Origin of the sequence: Microcella indica, from assembly GCF_013414345.1 — a bacterium.
GTDB lineage: Bacteria > Actinomycetota > Actinomycetes > Actinomycetales > Microbacteriaceae > Microcella > Microcella indica.
The window spans coordinates 626,957-641,015 of the sequence record NZ_CP058670.1 but is presented as its reverse complement, the minus strand read 5'-3'; the positions used below and the strand labels follow the sequence as shown (position 1 = coordinate 641,015).

General features: G+C 68.4%; 10 protein-coding genes. 2 read left to right on the top strand and 8 right to left on the bottom strand.

Annotated elements, in window-relative coordinates; translation table 11 throughout:
* Window positions 1-51: 51 nt before the first annotated feature.
* The 5 genes from HUJ41_RS03130 to HUJ41_RS03110 form a co-directional block, all read right to left on the bottom strand.
* On the bottom strand, window positions 52-1,536 hold the full coding sequence (locus HUJ41_RS03130) for a cell wall-binding repeat-containing protein (RefSeq protein WP_246299342.1): 1,485 nt from the start codon (window positions 1,534-1,536) through the stop codon (window positions 52-54).
* Between the two features lie 145 nt (window positions 1,537-1,681).
* Window positions 1,682-2,965, bottom strand: a complete 1,284-nt coding sequence (locus HUJ41_RS03125) for an MFS transporter (protein ID WP_179873315.1) — start codon at window positions 2,963-2,965, stop codon at window positions 1,682-1,684.
* Window positions 2,962-3,750: a fumarylacetoacetate hydrolase family protein gene (locus tag HUJ41_RS03120; RefSeq protein WP_179873314.1), complete on the bottom strand. Its 789-nt coding sequence runs from the start codon at window positions 3,748-3,750 to the stop codon at window positions 2,962-2,964. Before HUJ41_RS03120 ends, HUJ41_RS03125 begins: the two co-directional genes overlap by 4 nt.
* A 66-nt stretch (window positions 3,751-3,816) precedes the next feature.
* A complete protein-coding gene (gene typA / locus HUJ41_RS03115) occupies window positions 3,817-5,724 on the bottom strand; it encodes a translational GTPase TypA (RefSeq protein WP_179873313.1) in 1,908 nt (635 codons plus the stop codon).
* A gap of 6 nt (window positions 5,725-5,730) precedes the next feature.
* Entirely contained in the window at window positions 5,731-7,404 is a 1,674-nt protein-coding gene (locus HUJ41_RS03110) for a dipeptide ABC transporter ATP-binding protein (RefSeq protein ID WP_179873312.1), read from the bottom strand.
* A gap of 50 nt (window positions 7,405-7,454) precedes the next feature.
* On the opposite strand from HUJ41_RS03110, the gene HUJ41_RS03105 reads away from it, so the two are divergent.
* Entirely contained in the window at window positions 7,455-8,060 is a 606-nt protein-coding gene (locus tag HUJ41_RS03105; protein WP_179873311.1) for a PH domain-containing protein, read from the top strand.
* 18 nt (window positions 8,061-8,078) lie between these two features.
* Here the strand turns inward: HUJ41_RS03105 and HUJ41_RS03100 are convergent, their stop codons facing one another.
* From HUJ41_RS03100 to HUJ41_RS03090, 3 genes are all read right to left on the bottom strand, one after another.
* Window positions 8,079-9,308: an ABC transporter permease gene (locus tag HUJ41_RS03100; protein ID WP_179873310.1), complete on the bottom strand. Its 1,230-nt coding sequence runs from the start codon at window positions 9,306-9,308 to the stop codon at window positions 8,079-8,081.
* Entirely contained in the window at window positions 9,308-10,831 is a 1,524-nt protein-coding gene (locus tag HUJ41_RS03095; RefSeq protein ID WP_179873309.1) for an ABC transporter permease, read from the bottom strand. Before HUJ41_RS03095 ends, HUJ41_RS03100 begins: the two co-directional genes overlap by 1 nt.
* A 122-nt stretch (window positions 10,832-10,953) precedes the next feature.
* The gene (locus tag HUJ41_RS03090) at window positions 10,954-12,717 is read right to left on the bottom strand and encodes an ABC transporter family substrate-binding protein (RefSeq protein WP_246299296.1); all 1,764 of its coding nucleotides are present in this window, start codon (window positions 12,715-12,717) and stop codon (window positions 10,954-10,956) included.
* A gap of 420 nt (window positions 12,718-13,137) precedes the next feature.
* On the opposite strand from HUJ41_RS03090, the gene HUJ41_RS03085 reads away from it, so the two are divergent.
* On the top strand, window positions 13,138-13,938 hold the full coding sequence (locus HUJ41_RS03085) for a CPBP family intramembrane glutamic endopeptidase (RefSeq protein WP_179873308.1): 801 nt from the start codon (window positions 13,138-13,140) through the stop codon (window positions 13,936-13,938).
* Window positions 13,939-14,059 lie beyond the last annotated feature (121 nt).

The window sequence follows — 14,059 nt, the reverse complement described above, 5'->3', positions numbered from 1 at the left end:
AGGCGGTGCGGGATGCCCGGCCGTCGATCGACCGCGCGCGAGAGCCCCGGCTCAGCAGCGGTAGAACCCCGCCACGCGAGGGGAGAGCGCACCGAGGCCGCCGAGCAGCACGAGGTCGTCGGGGTTCTGCGCGCGCAGCGCCGAGTGGGCCTGCGACGGCACGCACCCCGGTCGCACGGTGAACAGGGGCGCTCCCAGTGCGCCGGCGGCGGCACCGCCCGAGAGCGCGTCGGCGAAGCCCGTGCCTGTCGCGAGGTACCCGCGCGGAGCATCCGGGAAGTGCGCGGCGCCGATGAGCGCCGCGGTCGCGTAGCGGTCGGCACCCGCGATGCGCTCGACACCCAGCCCAGCCGCGGCCAGCGATCGCTGGATGCCCGACGAGACGGCACCCGTACCGCCCACGATCACGACCCGATCCGTGTCCAGCTGGCGCAGCAGCGCGAGGGTCGCCGAATCGGCGGAGCGGGACGCGCCGGGCACGAGCACGACGGGTGCGTCGACGGAGGCGGCAGCAGGGCCGGCGGCGAGCGCATCCGCATACCCCGCCCCGGTCGCGATGTAGACGACGGGAGCGCCGACGCCGCCGTAGGAGTCGAGGGCGAGCCTGCGGGAGGTGTCGTACCGGGTCGCACCGGCCACGCGATCCACATCAGCGGCAACCGTGCGCAGTCGGGAGATGACGGCGGAGGTGACGACGCCGGAGCCGCCCGCCACGACGATGCGGTCGGGGTCGAGGCGCCGCAGTTCGCGCAGGATCACCGAGGGCACCGAGGAGCGCGTGACGAGCAGCAGGGGCGCGTCTGCCGCGCCCGCGAGGGCCGCAGCGCTCAGGGCGTCCGGGAAGTCGAGACCCGACGCGACGTAGACGGTGCTCGCACCCGACGGGAAGGTGCGGGAGGAGATCTGGGCGGAGGTCGCGAAGCGGTCGCTGCCCGAGAGCCGGTAGACATCACCGGGTGGGGTCGGCGGCGCACTCGCGTATCGGCCGAAGTTCTGCGTGTAGTAGAGGCGGCCGGTCGAGCTCACGGCGACACCGATGCCGATGTCGGTGTGGTTGGCGAGCATGTTGGCGCGGTGACCCGAGGAGCCGGCCCACGCATCCACGACCGCGCTGGGGCTGTAGCCCGCGGCGACATTCTCGGCCGCACGCGACCATCCGGAGGGGTAGAGCAGGTGGAAGCCGGGCCGGTGGGACATGCGGGAGGTGCGCGCCTGCTGCACCGACCAGTCCTGCGCGATGTCGTTGAGGGCGGCGTTGAGACGCAGCGGCGGCAGACCCCGCGTCGCGCGCAGGTCGTTCGTCTTCTGGAGGATGAGGGCGCGCTCCGACTCGTAGACCCCCGCGGCGGGCAGCAGGCCCGATGCCGACGCGGCCGTGCCCGGCGTCATCGTGCCCGCGGCCGGGTCGAGTTCGCGGTGCTCGTCCGGCGCGCTCGCGACCAGGCCCGGCTCGACGGAGTCGACCTCGGCGGCGGTCGCGCTCACGGGGGCGGCCACGAGCACCGCTGACATCACGATGGTGACGACGACACGCATTCTCACGGTTCCCCCCGAACCCGCAGCAGCGCCCTCGACCACTCCCGAGTGATCCGCGACCAGGTCGCGCAGCGCAGCTTCGCGGCCCCCTGCCGCGGCGTGCCCTCAGTCTAGGCGGAGCGATCGAGGAAGCCGAGAGGCCGCGCTACCCCCTGATCGCGGGGCGAACACCGCGAGGTGACACGAGCAGCGCGGCGAGCACGATGCCGACGAGCGCCATCGTCACGAACGACAGCCCCGAGTAGCCGAGCCCGGCGAGCAAGGGGCCCGCAAGTGCCCCGCCGATGGCCCCGCTGCCGCTCATGAGCAGGTCGCTGCGCCCTTGGACGATGGGGCGCCGTGCCGGTGCCGCCGACTCGGTGAGCAGCGCAGACCCCGCGACAGTGCTCGCGCTCCAGCCGAGCCCGAGGAAGATGAGCCCGGCGACGACCCAGCCCTCGCTCTCGGCTCCGAACCCGGTCATGACGAGGCTCGCGAGCAGCATCCCCTGACCCAGGAGGATCGTCGGGCGCCGACCGAGGCGGTCGGAGAGGATGCCGAAGAGGGGGGACAGCGCATACATGCCAGCGATGTGCAGGCTGATCGTGAAGCCCACGATCACGAGGCTCGCGCCGTGATCGGTGAGGTGCACGGGCGTCATCGCCATGACGGCGACCATCGTGGCGTGGCTGAGCGCGATCGACAGGAGGGCGAGGCGGATGCCCACGCGATCCTCCGACATCGCGGCAGTCGGAGGGGCGGCCACCCCCGACCGAGCGGCTTCCGCCGCCGTGGCGCGATCCTGCTCCTCCTGCCAGGCGGCCGCGAGGGCGAGCGGGTCGGGTCGGAGCCCGACGAGGTAGAGCGCGGCGGCGAGGCACTGTGCGAGCACGGTGAAGAGGAAGGGGCCGCTGAGCTCGGGCAGGCCGAGCAACGCCCCGAGGCTCTCCCCCGGCCCGATGAGGTTCGGGCCGCTCACCGCCCCGACCGTCGTCGCCCAGACGACGAGGGAGAGGTCGCGACCGCGCGTAGCGGGTGCCGCGAGGTCCGCAGCCGCGAAGCGCGATTGAAGGTTGACGGCCGTGCCCGTGCCGATGAGCAGGACGCCCAGGAGAAGCAGCGGGAAGTTGCTGACGCCGGCGGAGACCATCGCGAGCACGGCGCCGAGGGCCGCGGTCACGGCCCCGGTCGCGAGCGCGGGCGCGCGGCCCGAGCGCCGGGCGAGTCGCGCGAGCGGAACGGCCGCGAGGGCGGCGCCGAGAGTCGACATGGTCGCGGCCATCCCGCTGAACGCGGGCGAACCGGAGATCTGGGCCGCGAGGATCGCGCCGATGGAGAGCGTGGATCCCATGCCGAGACCGGCGAGCACCTGGCCGATCATGAGCACGCGCCGGGTGCGGCGCTGCGCCGCCGCCACCGTCTCGGCGGTCACCGGCACGGTGGTCGTCATGCCGGGTCGAGCCGATCGTCCCGGTTCTTGGCGGGATTGCTCAGCACGCCGAGCCCCTCGATGTGGATCTCGACGGTCTGACCGTCGACGAACCCGCCGAGGCCGTTGGGCGTGCCGGTCATGATGATGTCGCCCGGCAGGAGGGTCCACGCATCGGTGATGAACGCGATGATGTCGGGGATCGAGTGGATGAAGTCGTTCGTATTGCCCTTGCGCCGCAGCTCGCCGTCGACGAAGGTCTCGATCTCGAGGTTGGTGGGGTCGAGGTCGGTCTCGATGTACGGCCCGATGGGCGCGAAGGTGTCGTAGCCCTTCGCGCGCGCCCACTGCCCGTCGGCGAACATGACGTCGCGGGCGGAGACGTCGTTGCCGATCGTGTATCCGAAGACGACGTCTTGCCAGTCTTCGGGCTTGACGCGCTTGGCGATCGCCCCGATGACGATGACGAGCTCGCCCTCGTGGGTGATGCGCCCCTCGACGGGGGGCAGGATGATCGGCTCGCCCGGCCCGATGACGGCGGTGTTGGGCTTCATGAAGATGAGGGGCGTCTCGGCCACCTCGTGCCCCATCTCGGCGGCGTGCGCGGCGTAGTTCATGCCGACGCACACGACCTTGGAGCGGGGGATGACCGGTGCGAGGATGCGCGCCTGGGAGAGCGGCACGCGCTCCCCCGTGGTGGCGAACCCGTGATACATGGGGTCGCCGGTGAGCACGACGAGGTGGTCGTCGTCCACGATGCCGAACTGGGGTGCCTCTCCGCCGGTGCTGAAGCGCGCGATCTTCACCGGTTCAGCCTACTGCCGCGTCTCGCAGGGTTCTGATGCGTACGCATCACCGGCCGGATGCTCGGCTCACGCATTCTGCTTCTTGAGACGCGAGGCGGCGCGGGCCCGCAGAGTCTGGTCGAGCTCCACCTTGCGGATGCGCACCTTCTCGGGCGTCACCTCGACGCATTCGTCCTCACGAGCGAACTCGAGGCACTCCTCGAGCGTGAGCTGCCGGGGAGGGGTCAGTCGCTCGAGCTCCTCCGCCGTGGAGGAGCGGATGTTGTTGAGCTTCTTCTCCTTGGTGATGTTGACGTCCATGTCGTCGGCGCGCGAGTTCTCGCCCACGACCATGCCCTCGTAGACCTCTTCGGTGGGGTTGACGAAGAACGTCATGCGCTCCTGGAGCGTCATCATCGCGTTGCTCGTCACGACGCCCGAGCGATCAGCGACGATGGAGCCGTTGTTGCGCGAGACGATCGACCCCGCCCACGCCTCGTAGCCGTGGAAGATTGCGTTCGCGATGCCCGTGCCTCGCGTGGTCGTGAGGAACTCGGTGCGGAAGCCGATGAGACCGCGGCTCGGCACGAGGAACTCCATGCGCACCCAGCCCGTGCCGTGGTTGGTCATGCCCTCCATGCGGCCGCGGCGCGCGGCGAGCAGCTGGGTGATGGCACCGAGGTACTCCTCGGGAGCATCGATCGTGAGCTCCTCGAAGGGCTCGTGAAGCTTGCCGTCGACCTGCTTGGTGACGACCTGCGGCTTGCCGACCGTGAGCTCGAAGCCCTCTCGGCGCATGTTCTCGACGAGAATCGCGAGGGCGAGCTCACCGCGGCCCTGCACCTCCCACGCGTCGGGGCGCCCGATGTCGACGACGCGGATCGACACGTTGCCGATGAGCTCCCGGTCGAGGCGATCCTTGACCATGCGAGCCGTGAGCTTGTGCCCCTTGACCTTGCCGACGAGCGGGGAGGTGTTGGTGCCGATCGTCATCGAGATGGCGGGGTCGTCGACCGTGATCGCCGGGAGCGGCCGGATGTCGTCGGGGTCGGCGATCGTCTCACCGATCGTGATCTCGTCCATGCCCGCCACGGCGACGATGTCGCCCGCGTAGCCGGACTCGGCCGGGTAGCGCTCGAGGGCACGCGTCTTGAGCAGCTCGGTGATGCGCACGTTCGTGTGACTGCCGTCGTGGCGCACCCACGCGACCGTCTGGCCCTTCTTGAGCGTGCCGTTGAAGATGCGCAGGAGAGCGATGCGGCCGAGGAACGGGCTCGCGTCGAGGTTCGTGACGTGCGCCTGCAGGGGGTGCTCATCGTCGTAGCTCGGCGCCGGAACGTGCTGCAGGATCGCCTCGAAGAGCGGCTCGAGGTCGTCGTTGTCGGGCAGCTCGCCGTCAGCGGGACGGTTGCGGCTCGCCGCGCCCGCGCGACCCGAGGCGTAGATGACGGGGAGGTCGAGGATGGCGTCGACGTCGAGGTCGGGCACTTCGTCCTGCAGGTCGCTTGCGAGGCCCAGCAGCAGGTCGTGGGTCTCCTCCTCGACGGCCTCGATGCGCGCGTCGGGGCGGTCGGTCTTGTTGACGAGCAGGATGACCGGCAGCTTGGCGGCGAGCGCCTTGCGCAGCACGAAGCGGGTCTGCGGCAGCGGACCCTCGCTCGCGTCGACGAGCAGCACGACGCCGTCGACCATGCTCAGGCCGCGCTCGACCTCGCCGCCGAAGTCGGCGTGGCCGGGGGTGTCGATCACGTTGATCGTGATCTCCTCGCCGCCGGCGTGCTTGCCCTTGTAGGTGACCGCGGTGTTCTTGGCGAGAATGGTGATGCCCTTCTCGCGCTCGAGGTCGTTCGAGTCCATCGCCCGATCCTCGAGGTGGGCGTGCGCGGCGAAGGAATCGGTCTGGCGCAGCATGGCGTCGACGAGAGTGGTCTTGCCGTGGTCGACGTGGGCGACGATCGCCACGTTGCGCAGGTCGGTGCGGGTGGCGAGTGCCATGGTGAATCAGTCCTTGGTTGCTGCGCGCTGCTCTCGACGCTCCCGCTGCGCCACTGGATCGGGCAGGGGAACAGCGGCGATGAGGCGCTGAGTGTAGGGGTCCTGGGGATTGCGCAGAATCTGATCGCGCGAACCCTGCTCCACGAGTCTACCGCGATGCATGACCGCGATACGGTGCGCCAGGATATCGACCACCGCGAGGTCGTGGCTGATGAACAGACAGGCGAACTGCAGTCGCTGCTGAAGCTCCTGCAGCAGGTCGAGGAACCGAGCCTGCACCGACACATCGAGAGCGCTCGTCGGCTCGTCCGCGACGAGCAGCTCGGGAGTCAGCGCGAGGGCGCGGGCAATGCCGACGCGCTGCCGCTGACCACCGGAGAGCTCGTGCGGGTAGCGGTTGCGGTAGCTGCGGGGCAGCTCGACAGAGTCGAGCAGGTCCTCGACGCGCGTGTTGAGCTCGGAGCCCTTCGCCTCCCCCGCGAGGTAGAGCGGCTCGCCGATGCTCTCGCCGATCGGCATGCGCGGGTTGAGGCTCGACCCGGGGTCCTGGAAGACGATCCCTGCCTTGCGGCGCAGCGGCTTCAGGTCGCGGGCGTTCGCGGTCGAGATGTCGAGACCAGCCGACACGAGCCGACCCTGCTTGATGGGCAGCAGGCCGACCGCCGCGCGCCCGAGCGTCGTCTTGCCCGACCCGGACTCCCCCACGAGCCCGACGATCTCGCCGGGGAAGACCTCGAGGTTGATCTCGTCGGCGGCGAGGAAGGCGGGCACTCGGCCGCGCTTGGGGTACTCGATCGAGACGCTCTGGAACGAGAGCGCGGGCTCGGTCGTGCGCGTCGTGGCTGCACGAGAGCCCTCCTCCGTAAGGTTGACCCCGAGGTGCGGGACGGAGGCGAGGAGCGACTGCGTGTAGGGATGCTGCGGCTTCTGGAAGATGTCGAGAGCGGTTCCCTGCTCGACTGCTTCGCCGTCCTTCATGACCATGATCGAGTCGGCGAGGTCGGCGACGACGCCCATGTCGTGCGTGATGAGCACGATCGCCGAGTCGAGGCGCGTGCGCAGGCTGCGCAGCAGTTCGAGGATCTCGGCCTGGACAGTCACGTCGAGCGCGGTGGTCGGCTCATCGGCGATGAGCAGGACGGGATCGCACGAGATCGCCTGCGCGATCATGGCGCGCTGCCGCTGGCCGCCGGAGAGCTGGTGCGGGTACTTGTGGAACGCCGTGCCCGGGTCGGGCATGTCGACCTTGTCGAGCAGCTCGATCGCCCGCTCCTTGGCCTGGGCGGGCGTGAGGTCGAAGTGGGTGCGCAGGGTCTCGACGATTTGGAAGCCCACCGTGTAGACGGGGTTGAGGGCCGTCATGGGCTCCTGGAAGATGACGGCGATCTCGCTGCCGCGCACCTTGCGCAGCTCGTTGGCACCGAGCCCGGCGAGCTCCCGCCCGAGCAGCTGGATCGAGCCGGTGACCCGAGCCGTCGGCGGCAGCAGGCCGAGGAGGGCCATCGAGCTCGAGCTCTTGCCCGAGCCGGACTCACCGACGATCGCGAGCACCTCGCCGCGGCGCACCCGATAGGTGAGCCCGACCGCAGCGGGGTAGTACTCGCCGTCCACCCAGAAGTCGACACCGAGGTCGGCGACCTCGAGAACGGTCTCGACAGCAGTCGAAGCTGTGGGGGTCACGAGTGATCCTTCCGTGCAGTGTGGAGCGGGGAATCTGCGAAGCTGACGGCATGCGCTTTCAGCCCGCGAGCTTCCGCCCGGCGTTCGGTCGCGGCCTGACGGTCGTCGTCATCGCGATCGCCGTGGCCGGCATCGCGGGCTTCGTCACGGTCGGCGATGTGCTCGGTCTCGTGCGCTACGGGTGGTGGTTCGCCCTGCTCGCGGTACTCGCCGTCGCGCTGTTCTGGCTGCCTCGCGTCGACGTTCTCGAGCATGCTGTTCTCGTGCGCAACCCCCTGAGCACGTGGCAGGTTCCGTGGAACGCGATTCAGATCGTCGACACGAAGTACGCGCTCACTCTCACGACCCCTCGAGGCCGCATCGAGGCCTGGGCGGCACCGGCGTCGGGCCGCTACACCGTCTTCACGCTCAGCCCCGAGGACACGCGGGTGAGCGAATCGGCTCGCGTGGCCGGCGCTATTCGCCCCGGCGACACGCTCTCGAGCCAGAGCGGCGCGGCCGCGAACCACATCCGTCGACACTGGGAGCAGTTGCGCGACGATGGCGTGCTCGACGGGCCGCTCGAGCCGGGCGCGCTGCGGCGCACGTGGCATCCGACGACGATCGTCGTCCTGGCCGCGCTCACGGCCGCGGGCGCGCTCGGCTTCGTGCTCTAGACGCATCTCGGCACGCATCTACGAGCTCCTTGTCGGGCCGCCGTCGGCGCCCCCGCCCGTGGAGCCCGAACCTCGATCAGACTCATCGGGGGCGTCGGCGTAGAACCCGCGCCCGGCGCCGCCCACGGCCGTACCGCCCGCCTGCATGCCGGCACCGCGCGCCGACACGACCGTCGAGGCGCGGTTGAGGGTCTCGGAGCGCATCTGGGCGAGCTTGCGCGCGTTCGGCAGCCGCTTCTGGCGCGGGTCGAAGGCGTCGCGCAGACCGTCGCCGATGAAGTTGATGCACAGTGCGATGGCGATGATGAAGACACCGGGCCACCAGAACAGCCACGGACGGGTGGCGAACGCCGCCTGGTTCTGGCTGATGATGACACCCAGGGACGTATCCGGGGCCTGCACCCCGTAGCCCAGGAAGCTCAGGCCCGTCTCGAGCAGAATCGCCGCGGCCATGAGCAGGGTCGTGTTGACGATGATGACGCCGACCGCGTTGGGCAGGATGTGCTTGAAGATGATGCGGCGGTCGCTTGCGCCCGCGACGCGTGCCGCGTCGACGAACTCGCGCTCCCGCAGGCTCAGCACCTCCGCGCGCACGAGTCGCGCGAGACCGGTCCAGGTGAAGAGACCGATGATGATCGCGAGCACGAAAGCTCCCAGGCGCCCGAACGCGAGACCCAGAACCGCACCGATGACGATGAGCGGGATGGTGATGATGATGTCGGTGAAGCGCATGAGCACCGAGTCGACCCAGCCGCGGTAGTAGCCGGCGATCGCCCCGATCACCGTGCCGATCGCCGTCGCGATGAGGCCGACGACGATCATGATGACGATCGACTGCTGCGTACCGCGCATGACGACCGCGAAGGTGTCTCGCCCGATCTCGTCCTGCCCGAAGGGATGGTCGCCGAAGCGGATGCCGTCACCGCCCAGGAACTCGGGGATCAGGCTCAGAGTCGGTGCGCCGCCGTTCTGCGGCGTCGGGATCGACGTCCACGTCCACTGCCACCAGCCGGCGGTCTTGATCGCGAGGTCGAAGACCGCGAAGTCGAAGCCGACGGCGCTGAAGGCGAGCACGACGATGATCGCGAGCACCACCATGGAGACGACGGCGCCGCGGTGGCGGAAGAACCGGCGCCGGACGATCTGCCCCTGGCTGAGGCCCTCGACCTCCTTGAGCTCGATCGAGTTCTCGGCATCGGCGACGCCGGAGTTGGCGTCACCCGGCTGAAGGGAGGATGGAGTAGTCATCAGGACACCCGGATTCGCGGATCGAGAGCGGCATAGGCGAGGTCGGCGATGAGGTTGAAGAGGATCGCGAGCCCTCCGACCACGACGAAGAAGGCCATGACGGGGTTCGGGTCGACCTGGTTCAGGCCATTGATGAACAGCTGTCCCATGCCCGTCCAGCCGAACACCGTCTCGGTGATGACGGCACCGCCCACGATGCCGCCGACGTCGAAGGCCACGATCGTGGCGATGGGGATGAGGGCGTTGCGGAAGGCGTGTCGGACCACGACCGTGCGCTCGTTGAGGCCCTTGGCTCGAGCGGTGCGGATGTAGTCCTGGTTCATCACTTCGAGCAGGCTCGAGCGCGAGTAGCGCGTGTAGGTCGCGAACGAGATGAGGATGAGCGCGATCGTCGGCAGCAGGAGGTGCGTGTAGATGTCGACCCCCTCGACCCAGAGCGAGCCCTCGAGCCCGGGAGTGGACGACCCGATGGTCGCGATCGGTCTGCCGCGGATGCGGCCGGAGCTGGCGTAGTCGTCCCACACGATCATGAAGCGGTCGAGCAGGATCGCCAGTGCCGTCACGACGCCCGTGAACGCGGTGATGCGCATGATCGGGCCGCGGTCGTGCCCGCCCATGAGCCGGCCCACGAGCAGGCTGACTCCCACGGTCGCGAGACCCAGGAGGATGAGCATCCACCATTCGGTGATGAAGAACGATACGTAGTACTGGAACGGGAAGTAGACCGCGAGGCCGATGCCCGCCGTGACGAGCGCCGCGCGCAGCGCTCGACGGTTCTGCAGGCCCGTGATGAGGAGGGTGAAGCCCACCGCGGCGCCGATCGCGGCGATGGAGACACCGATGATCGTGAGACCGGGCACCGTGAACCAGTCGACGAGATTCATGATCACGAGGATCGAGACGGTCGCGCCGACCCCGATGACGAAGGTGGTGATCTTGCGTTTCATCTGGCCCGGAACGATCGACGCCCACAGCAGACCGGACGCCGCGCTGAGAACTGCGATGAGCCAGACCGGCAGTTGCGGGTCGTCCTGCAGGAAGTCGTTGAAGCCGATGGCGATGTACTGCTTGAGCAGCACGGCGACCCAGAAGATCGGCAGGGAGAAGAACAGGAACGAGATGAAGGTGACCGTGTAGTCGTAGCCGCTGTACTGGCGCAGTGCCGTCGTGATGCCGACGATGAGGCCGAGGATGATGGCGAGGACCGTGGCGATCGTGACGAGCTGCAGGGTCGAGCCGATGGCCTGCTCGAGCATGGCATTGACGTCGCGTCCTTGCACGCTGATGCCGAAGTCGAGTCGCAGCACTCCGAAGAACCAGATGAAGTAGCGCAAGGGTGGCGCGACATCAAGATTGAGGAGTCGCGTGCGCGACTCGATGAGCTGCTCCTTGTTGGGAGCGTTGCTCGTGCGCAGGTCTTCGAGGGGATCGCCGGAGAACGCGACGAGGTTGTACATGAGGAACGTCGCGGCGAGCAAGACGAAGACGGAGGCGATGAGACGCCTGACGACGAACGTGGCCATCGAGAATGGCGCCCTTCTGTGAACGGGGAGTCTCAGCGGGAGGCGCTGGGGCCGCTCTCGCGGCCCCAGCGCCTGTACGCCGAGGGGAACTGACGCGAGTCAGTCGGTGAAGAACCTACCGACTAGTTGCTCTCGGTCGGCTCCCAGTCCCAGACGTTCCAGAAGATCGTCGGCGACAGCGGGCCCGGGTTCACGTTCGTCACGCGGTCCGAGAACGCGGTGACGGCCGGGAACTGGAAGATGGTCAGACCGTAGAAGTCGTCCATCAGCAGCTTGTCGATCTCGATCTGGATCTCGATCTGGCGCTCGGGGTCGATCGTGACATCGAGCTCGTCGAGGAGAGCGTCAACCTGCTCGTTCGCGTAGTAGCTCAGGTTGTTGATGCCGTCCGAGCGGAACGTCGGCGAGCTGTTCGTCACACCGAGGCTCGTCGACTGCCACCCGAAGAAGGACGCGTCGTACGCACCGGGCGTACCGAGCAGGCCGCCCCACTCGGGGCTGCCGCAGTCCTCGACGACGAAGCCCGCCTCGGTGGCCGAAGCCTGGATGAGGGCGAACTCGTTCACGCGACGAGGGTTGTTCGACGCGTAGAGGATGCACACGGCAGGGTCGGTGACGCCGGCCTCAGCGATGAGCGCCTGGGCACCCTCGATGTCGACCTCGCCGAAGTTGGCCTGCATGCCGTTGTTCTCGACGGTCTCGTCGTAGCCCGGAGCACCCTGGAGGAACAGCTGCGAGTTGCGCACCGTGGCCTCAGGGTTCAGCGGCACGATGAGCGTGTCGACGATCTGCTGGCGCGGCACCGTCTTGAGGAAGGCCTCACGCAGGAGCGGGTCGTCGAACGTGCCGTTCTTCGAGTTCGCGAAGGTCAGGTCGATGTGCTCGTAGACACCCTCTTCACCACCGAGCACGGTCACGCCGTCGAGCGCGTTGAGCGCATCCGCGACGTCGGCCGTGGCCTGGGGGCTGATGATGTCGACCTCACCGTTGGCGAGCGCCTGCACAGCCGCGAGCGGGTCGTCGATGAAGCGCACCGTGACCTCTTCGATGGCGGGCAGGTTGTCACCCGTGTAGTTCTCGTTCGCGGTCATCGTGATGTACTGATCCGCCACGAAGTCCGTGATGAGGTACGGGCCGCTGCCGACGACGAGGTCGGTGTCTTCGGGCATCTCGGAGAAGTTGAAGCCCGAGTTCCAGAAGCTCGAGATCGCCGCGAGCGCCTCGGTGTCCTCGTTCACGACGGCGTCGATGAGCGCCTGCTTGGCCTCAGCGGCGTCCTCGATGCCGAGCGCCTTCTCGGCGACGATGTGCGCCGGCAGACCGACGTCAAAGACGAGTTCCCAGTCGACGAAGAACTCGTCGTAGGTGAGGGTCAGCGTCTTGCCGTCGAACTCGGGGAAGGCGGTGAGGTCGAGACCCGTGCCGAGCGAGCCGTCGAAGTAGACGACGTCGGTCGGGTAGTCATCGGTGAACTCACCGGTGTCGGGGTCGGTGAACTCGCTCGGCTCGAAGTCGGGCGTGTTGAGGCGACCGGTGTTCGCGACCCACGCGAGAAGCAGGTCGGCGGCGTCGACGGCCACGCCGTCGGACCACTCGGTGTCCTCGTTGAGCGTGTACTCGACCGTGAGCGGATCTTCCGAGACGACCTCGTAGGTGCCGAACGACTCGTCACGAACGAGCGCGGGCTCGTTGTTGTAGTAGTTGAAGCCCGAGTTGGTCATGTACACGATGTTGGCGTTCGCCGTGGCGTTACCGAATGACGTGTTTTCGTTGTACGAGTAGAACGGCTGGTTCCACGCGACCGTGATCGAGCTTCCCTCGACGACCTCGGACTGCGGCGCTGCGCAAGCCGAGAGAACGAGAGCGCTCGCCGCGACCGTGGCCACTGAGGCCCCGATTCTGCTGATTCGCAATTTTCCTCCTGTGCAAGATGGATACGTGCAGCACCGACTTGCGGTCGGGCGCGCACGCGTATTGGATCTGACCCTAGAGAGGCTGAGTCATCGGAGCCAAACCGGCGCGGCTTTCGTTACACACCAGTAACGATGTGCGCGGGAAAACGTCTTGGCTATTGTTTTCATGCGCGATAGCGCCGTTGTATGCAGTTATCTTGCGTTTGATGGCGCATCCTTGATGAATTCGGCGATACCTGCCGACCCGGTGCCCAGTGAGCGAGGAGATGCCCTGGTGGTTTGCGCCAAAGAACAGACCGTGTTGTCCACCCCACGTTGGGGGAAGTCCACAAAGTGCGCGTTCGCGCGCTCGCTCGTCGGCGTGGTTGCCCACGCGAACGCGCCCTCGAACGCATGACTGATCAGCCCCGCCCCGTCGGTCTCGAGATCGCGCCGCTCACCGGGGCTCGCGTGCGCCTCGAGATCCTGCTCGTGCTCGGGCTCTCCCTCGGTGCGAGCGCGGTCTACTCGGTCGTCGCGATCACCAACCGGCTCACGCGGGAGGTGCCTCTCTCGCAGCAGACCGCCACGATCAACGCATCCCGAGACGACCGCGAGATCTTCGACCTCGTCTACCAGCTGCTGAGCATCGCCTTCGGGCTCGTGCCCGTCGCCCTCGTCGCATGGTTGCTGTGGAGCGCCGCGCGACCCCACCTCCACCGCCTGGGGCTCGACGGCACGCGGCCCTGGCGCGACGTGCGCGACGGGCTGGGGCTCGCCCTCCTCGTGGGCGTGCCCGGGCTCGGGCTCTACCTCGCCGGTCGCGGCCTGGGTCTGACCGTGACGGTCGTGCCCACCGCACTCGACGAGTACTGGTGGACGGTCCCCGTGCTGCTGCTCGCGGCGCTGCGCGCGGGCCTGGTCGAAGAGCTCATCGCCGTCGGGTACCTGTTCGCCCGACTGCGCGACCTGCGCTGGAGCCCCTGGGCGATCATCCTCACGAGCGCCCTGCTGCGCGGCACCTACCACCTCTACCAGGGCTTCGGTGCGTTCGTCGGCAACGTGGCCATGGGCATCCTCTTCGGATGGCTGTACACGCGCACCGGTCGCGTGGCTCCGCTCATCGTCGCCCACACCGCGATCGACGCTGCGGTATTCGTGGGATACCCGGCGACGGCCGCCGCGTTCCCCGAGCTCTTCGGCATCCCCGCCTAGGCTGCGAGAAGTCGCCTACTCCGCGAAGGCACTCCCGTCGCGCCGCAGGCGCGCCAGACAAGCACAACGGTATGCCGGTGGAGGCAATCGCCTCTAGGCGAATGCACTCACGTCGCGCCGC

Bases quoted from the DNA above. Each gene is read 5' to 3' on its own strand.
- HUJ41_RS03085 (WP_179873308.1), top strand. From the start codon at position 13,138: ATGACTGATCAGCCCCGCCCCGTCGGTCTCGAGATCGCGCCGCTCACC.
- HUJ41_RS03125 (WP_179873315.1), bottom strand. From the start codon at position 2,965: ATGACGACCACCGTGCCGGTGACCGCCGAGACGGTGGCGGCGGCGCAG.
- HUJ41_RS03105 (WP_179873311.1), top strand. From the start codon at position 7,455: ATGCGCTTTCAGCCCGCGAGCTTCCGCCCGGCGTTCGGTCGCGGCCTG.
- HUJ41_RS03130 (WP_246299342.1), bottom strand. From the start codon at position 1,536: ATGCGTGTCGTCGTCACCATCGTGATGTCAGCGGTGCTCGTGGCCGCC.
- HUJ41_RS03095 (WP_179873309.1), bottom strand. From the start codon at position 10,831: ATGGCCACGTTCGTCGTCAGGCGTCTCATCGCCTCCGTCTTCGTCTTG.
- HUJ41_RS03100 (WP_179873310.1), bottom strand. From the start codon at position 9,308: ATGACTACTCCATCCTCCCTTCAGCCGGGTGACGCCAACTCCGGCGTC.
- typA (WP_179873313.1), bottom strand. From the start codon at position 5,724: ATGGCACTCGCCACCCGCACCGACCTGCGCAACGTGGCGATCGTCGCC.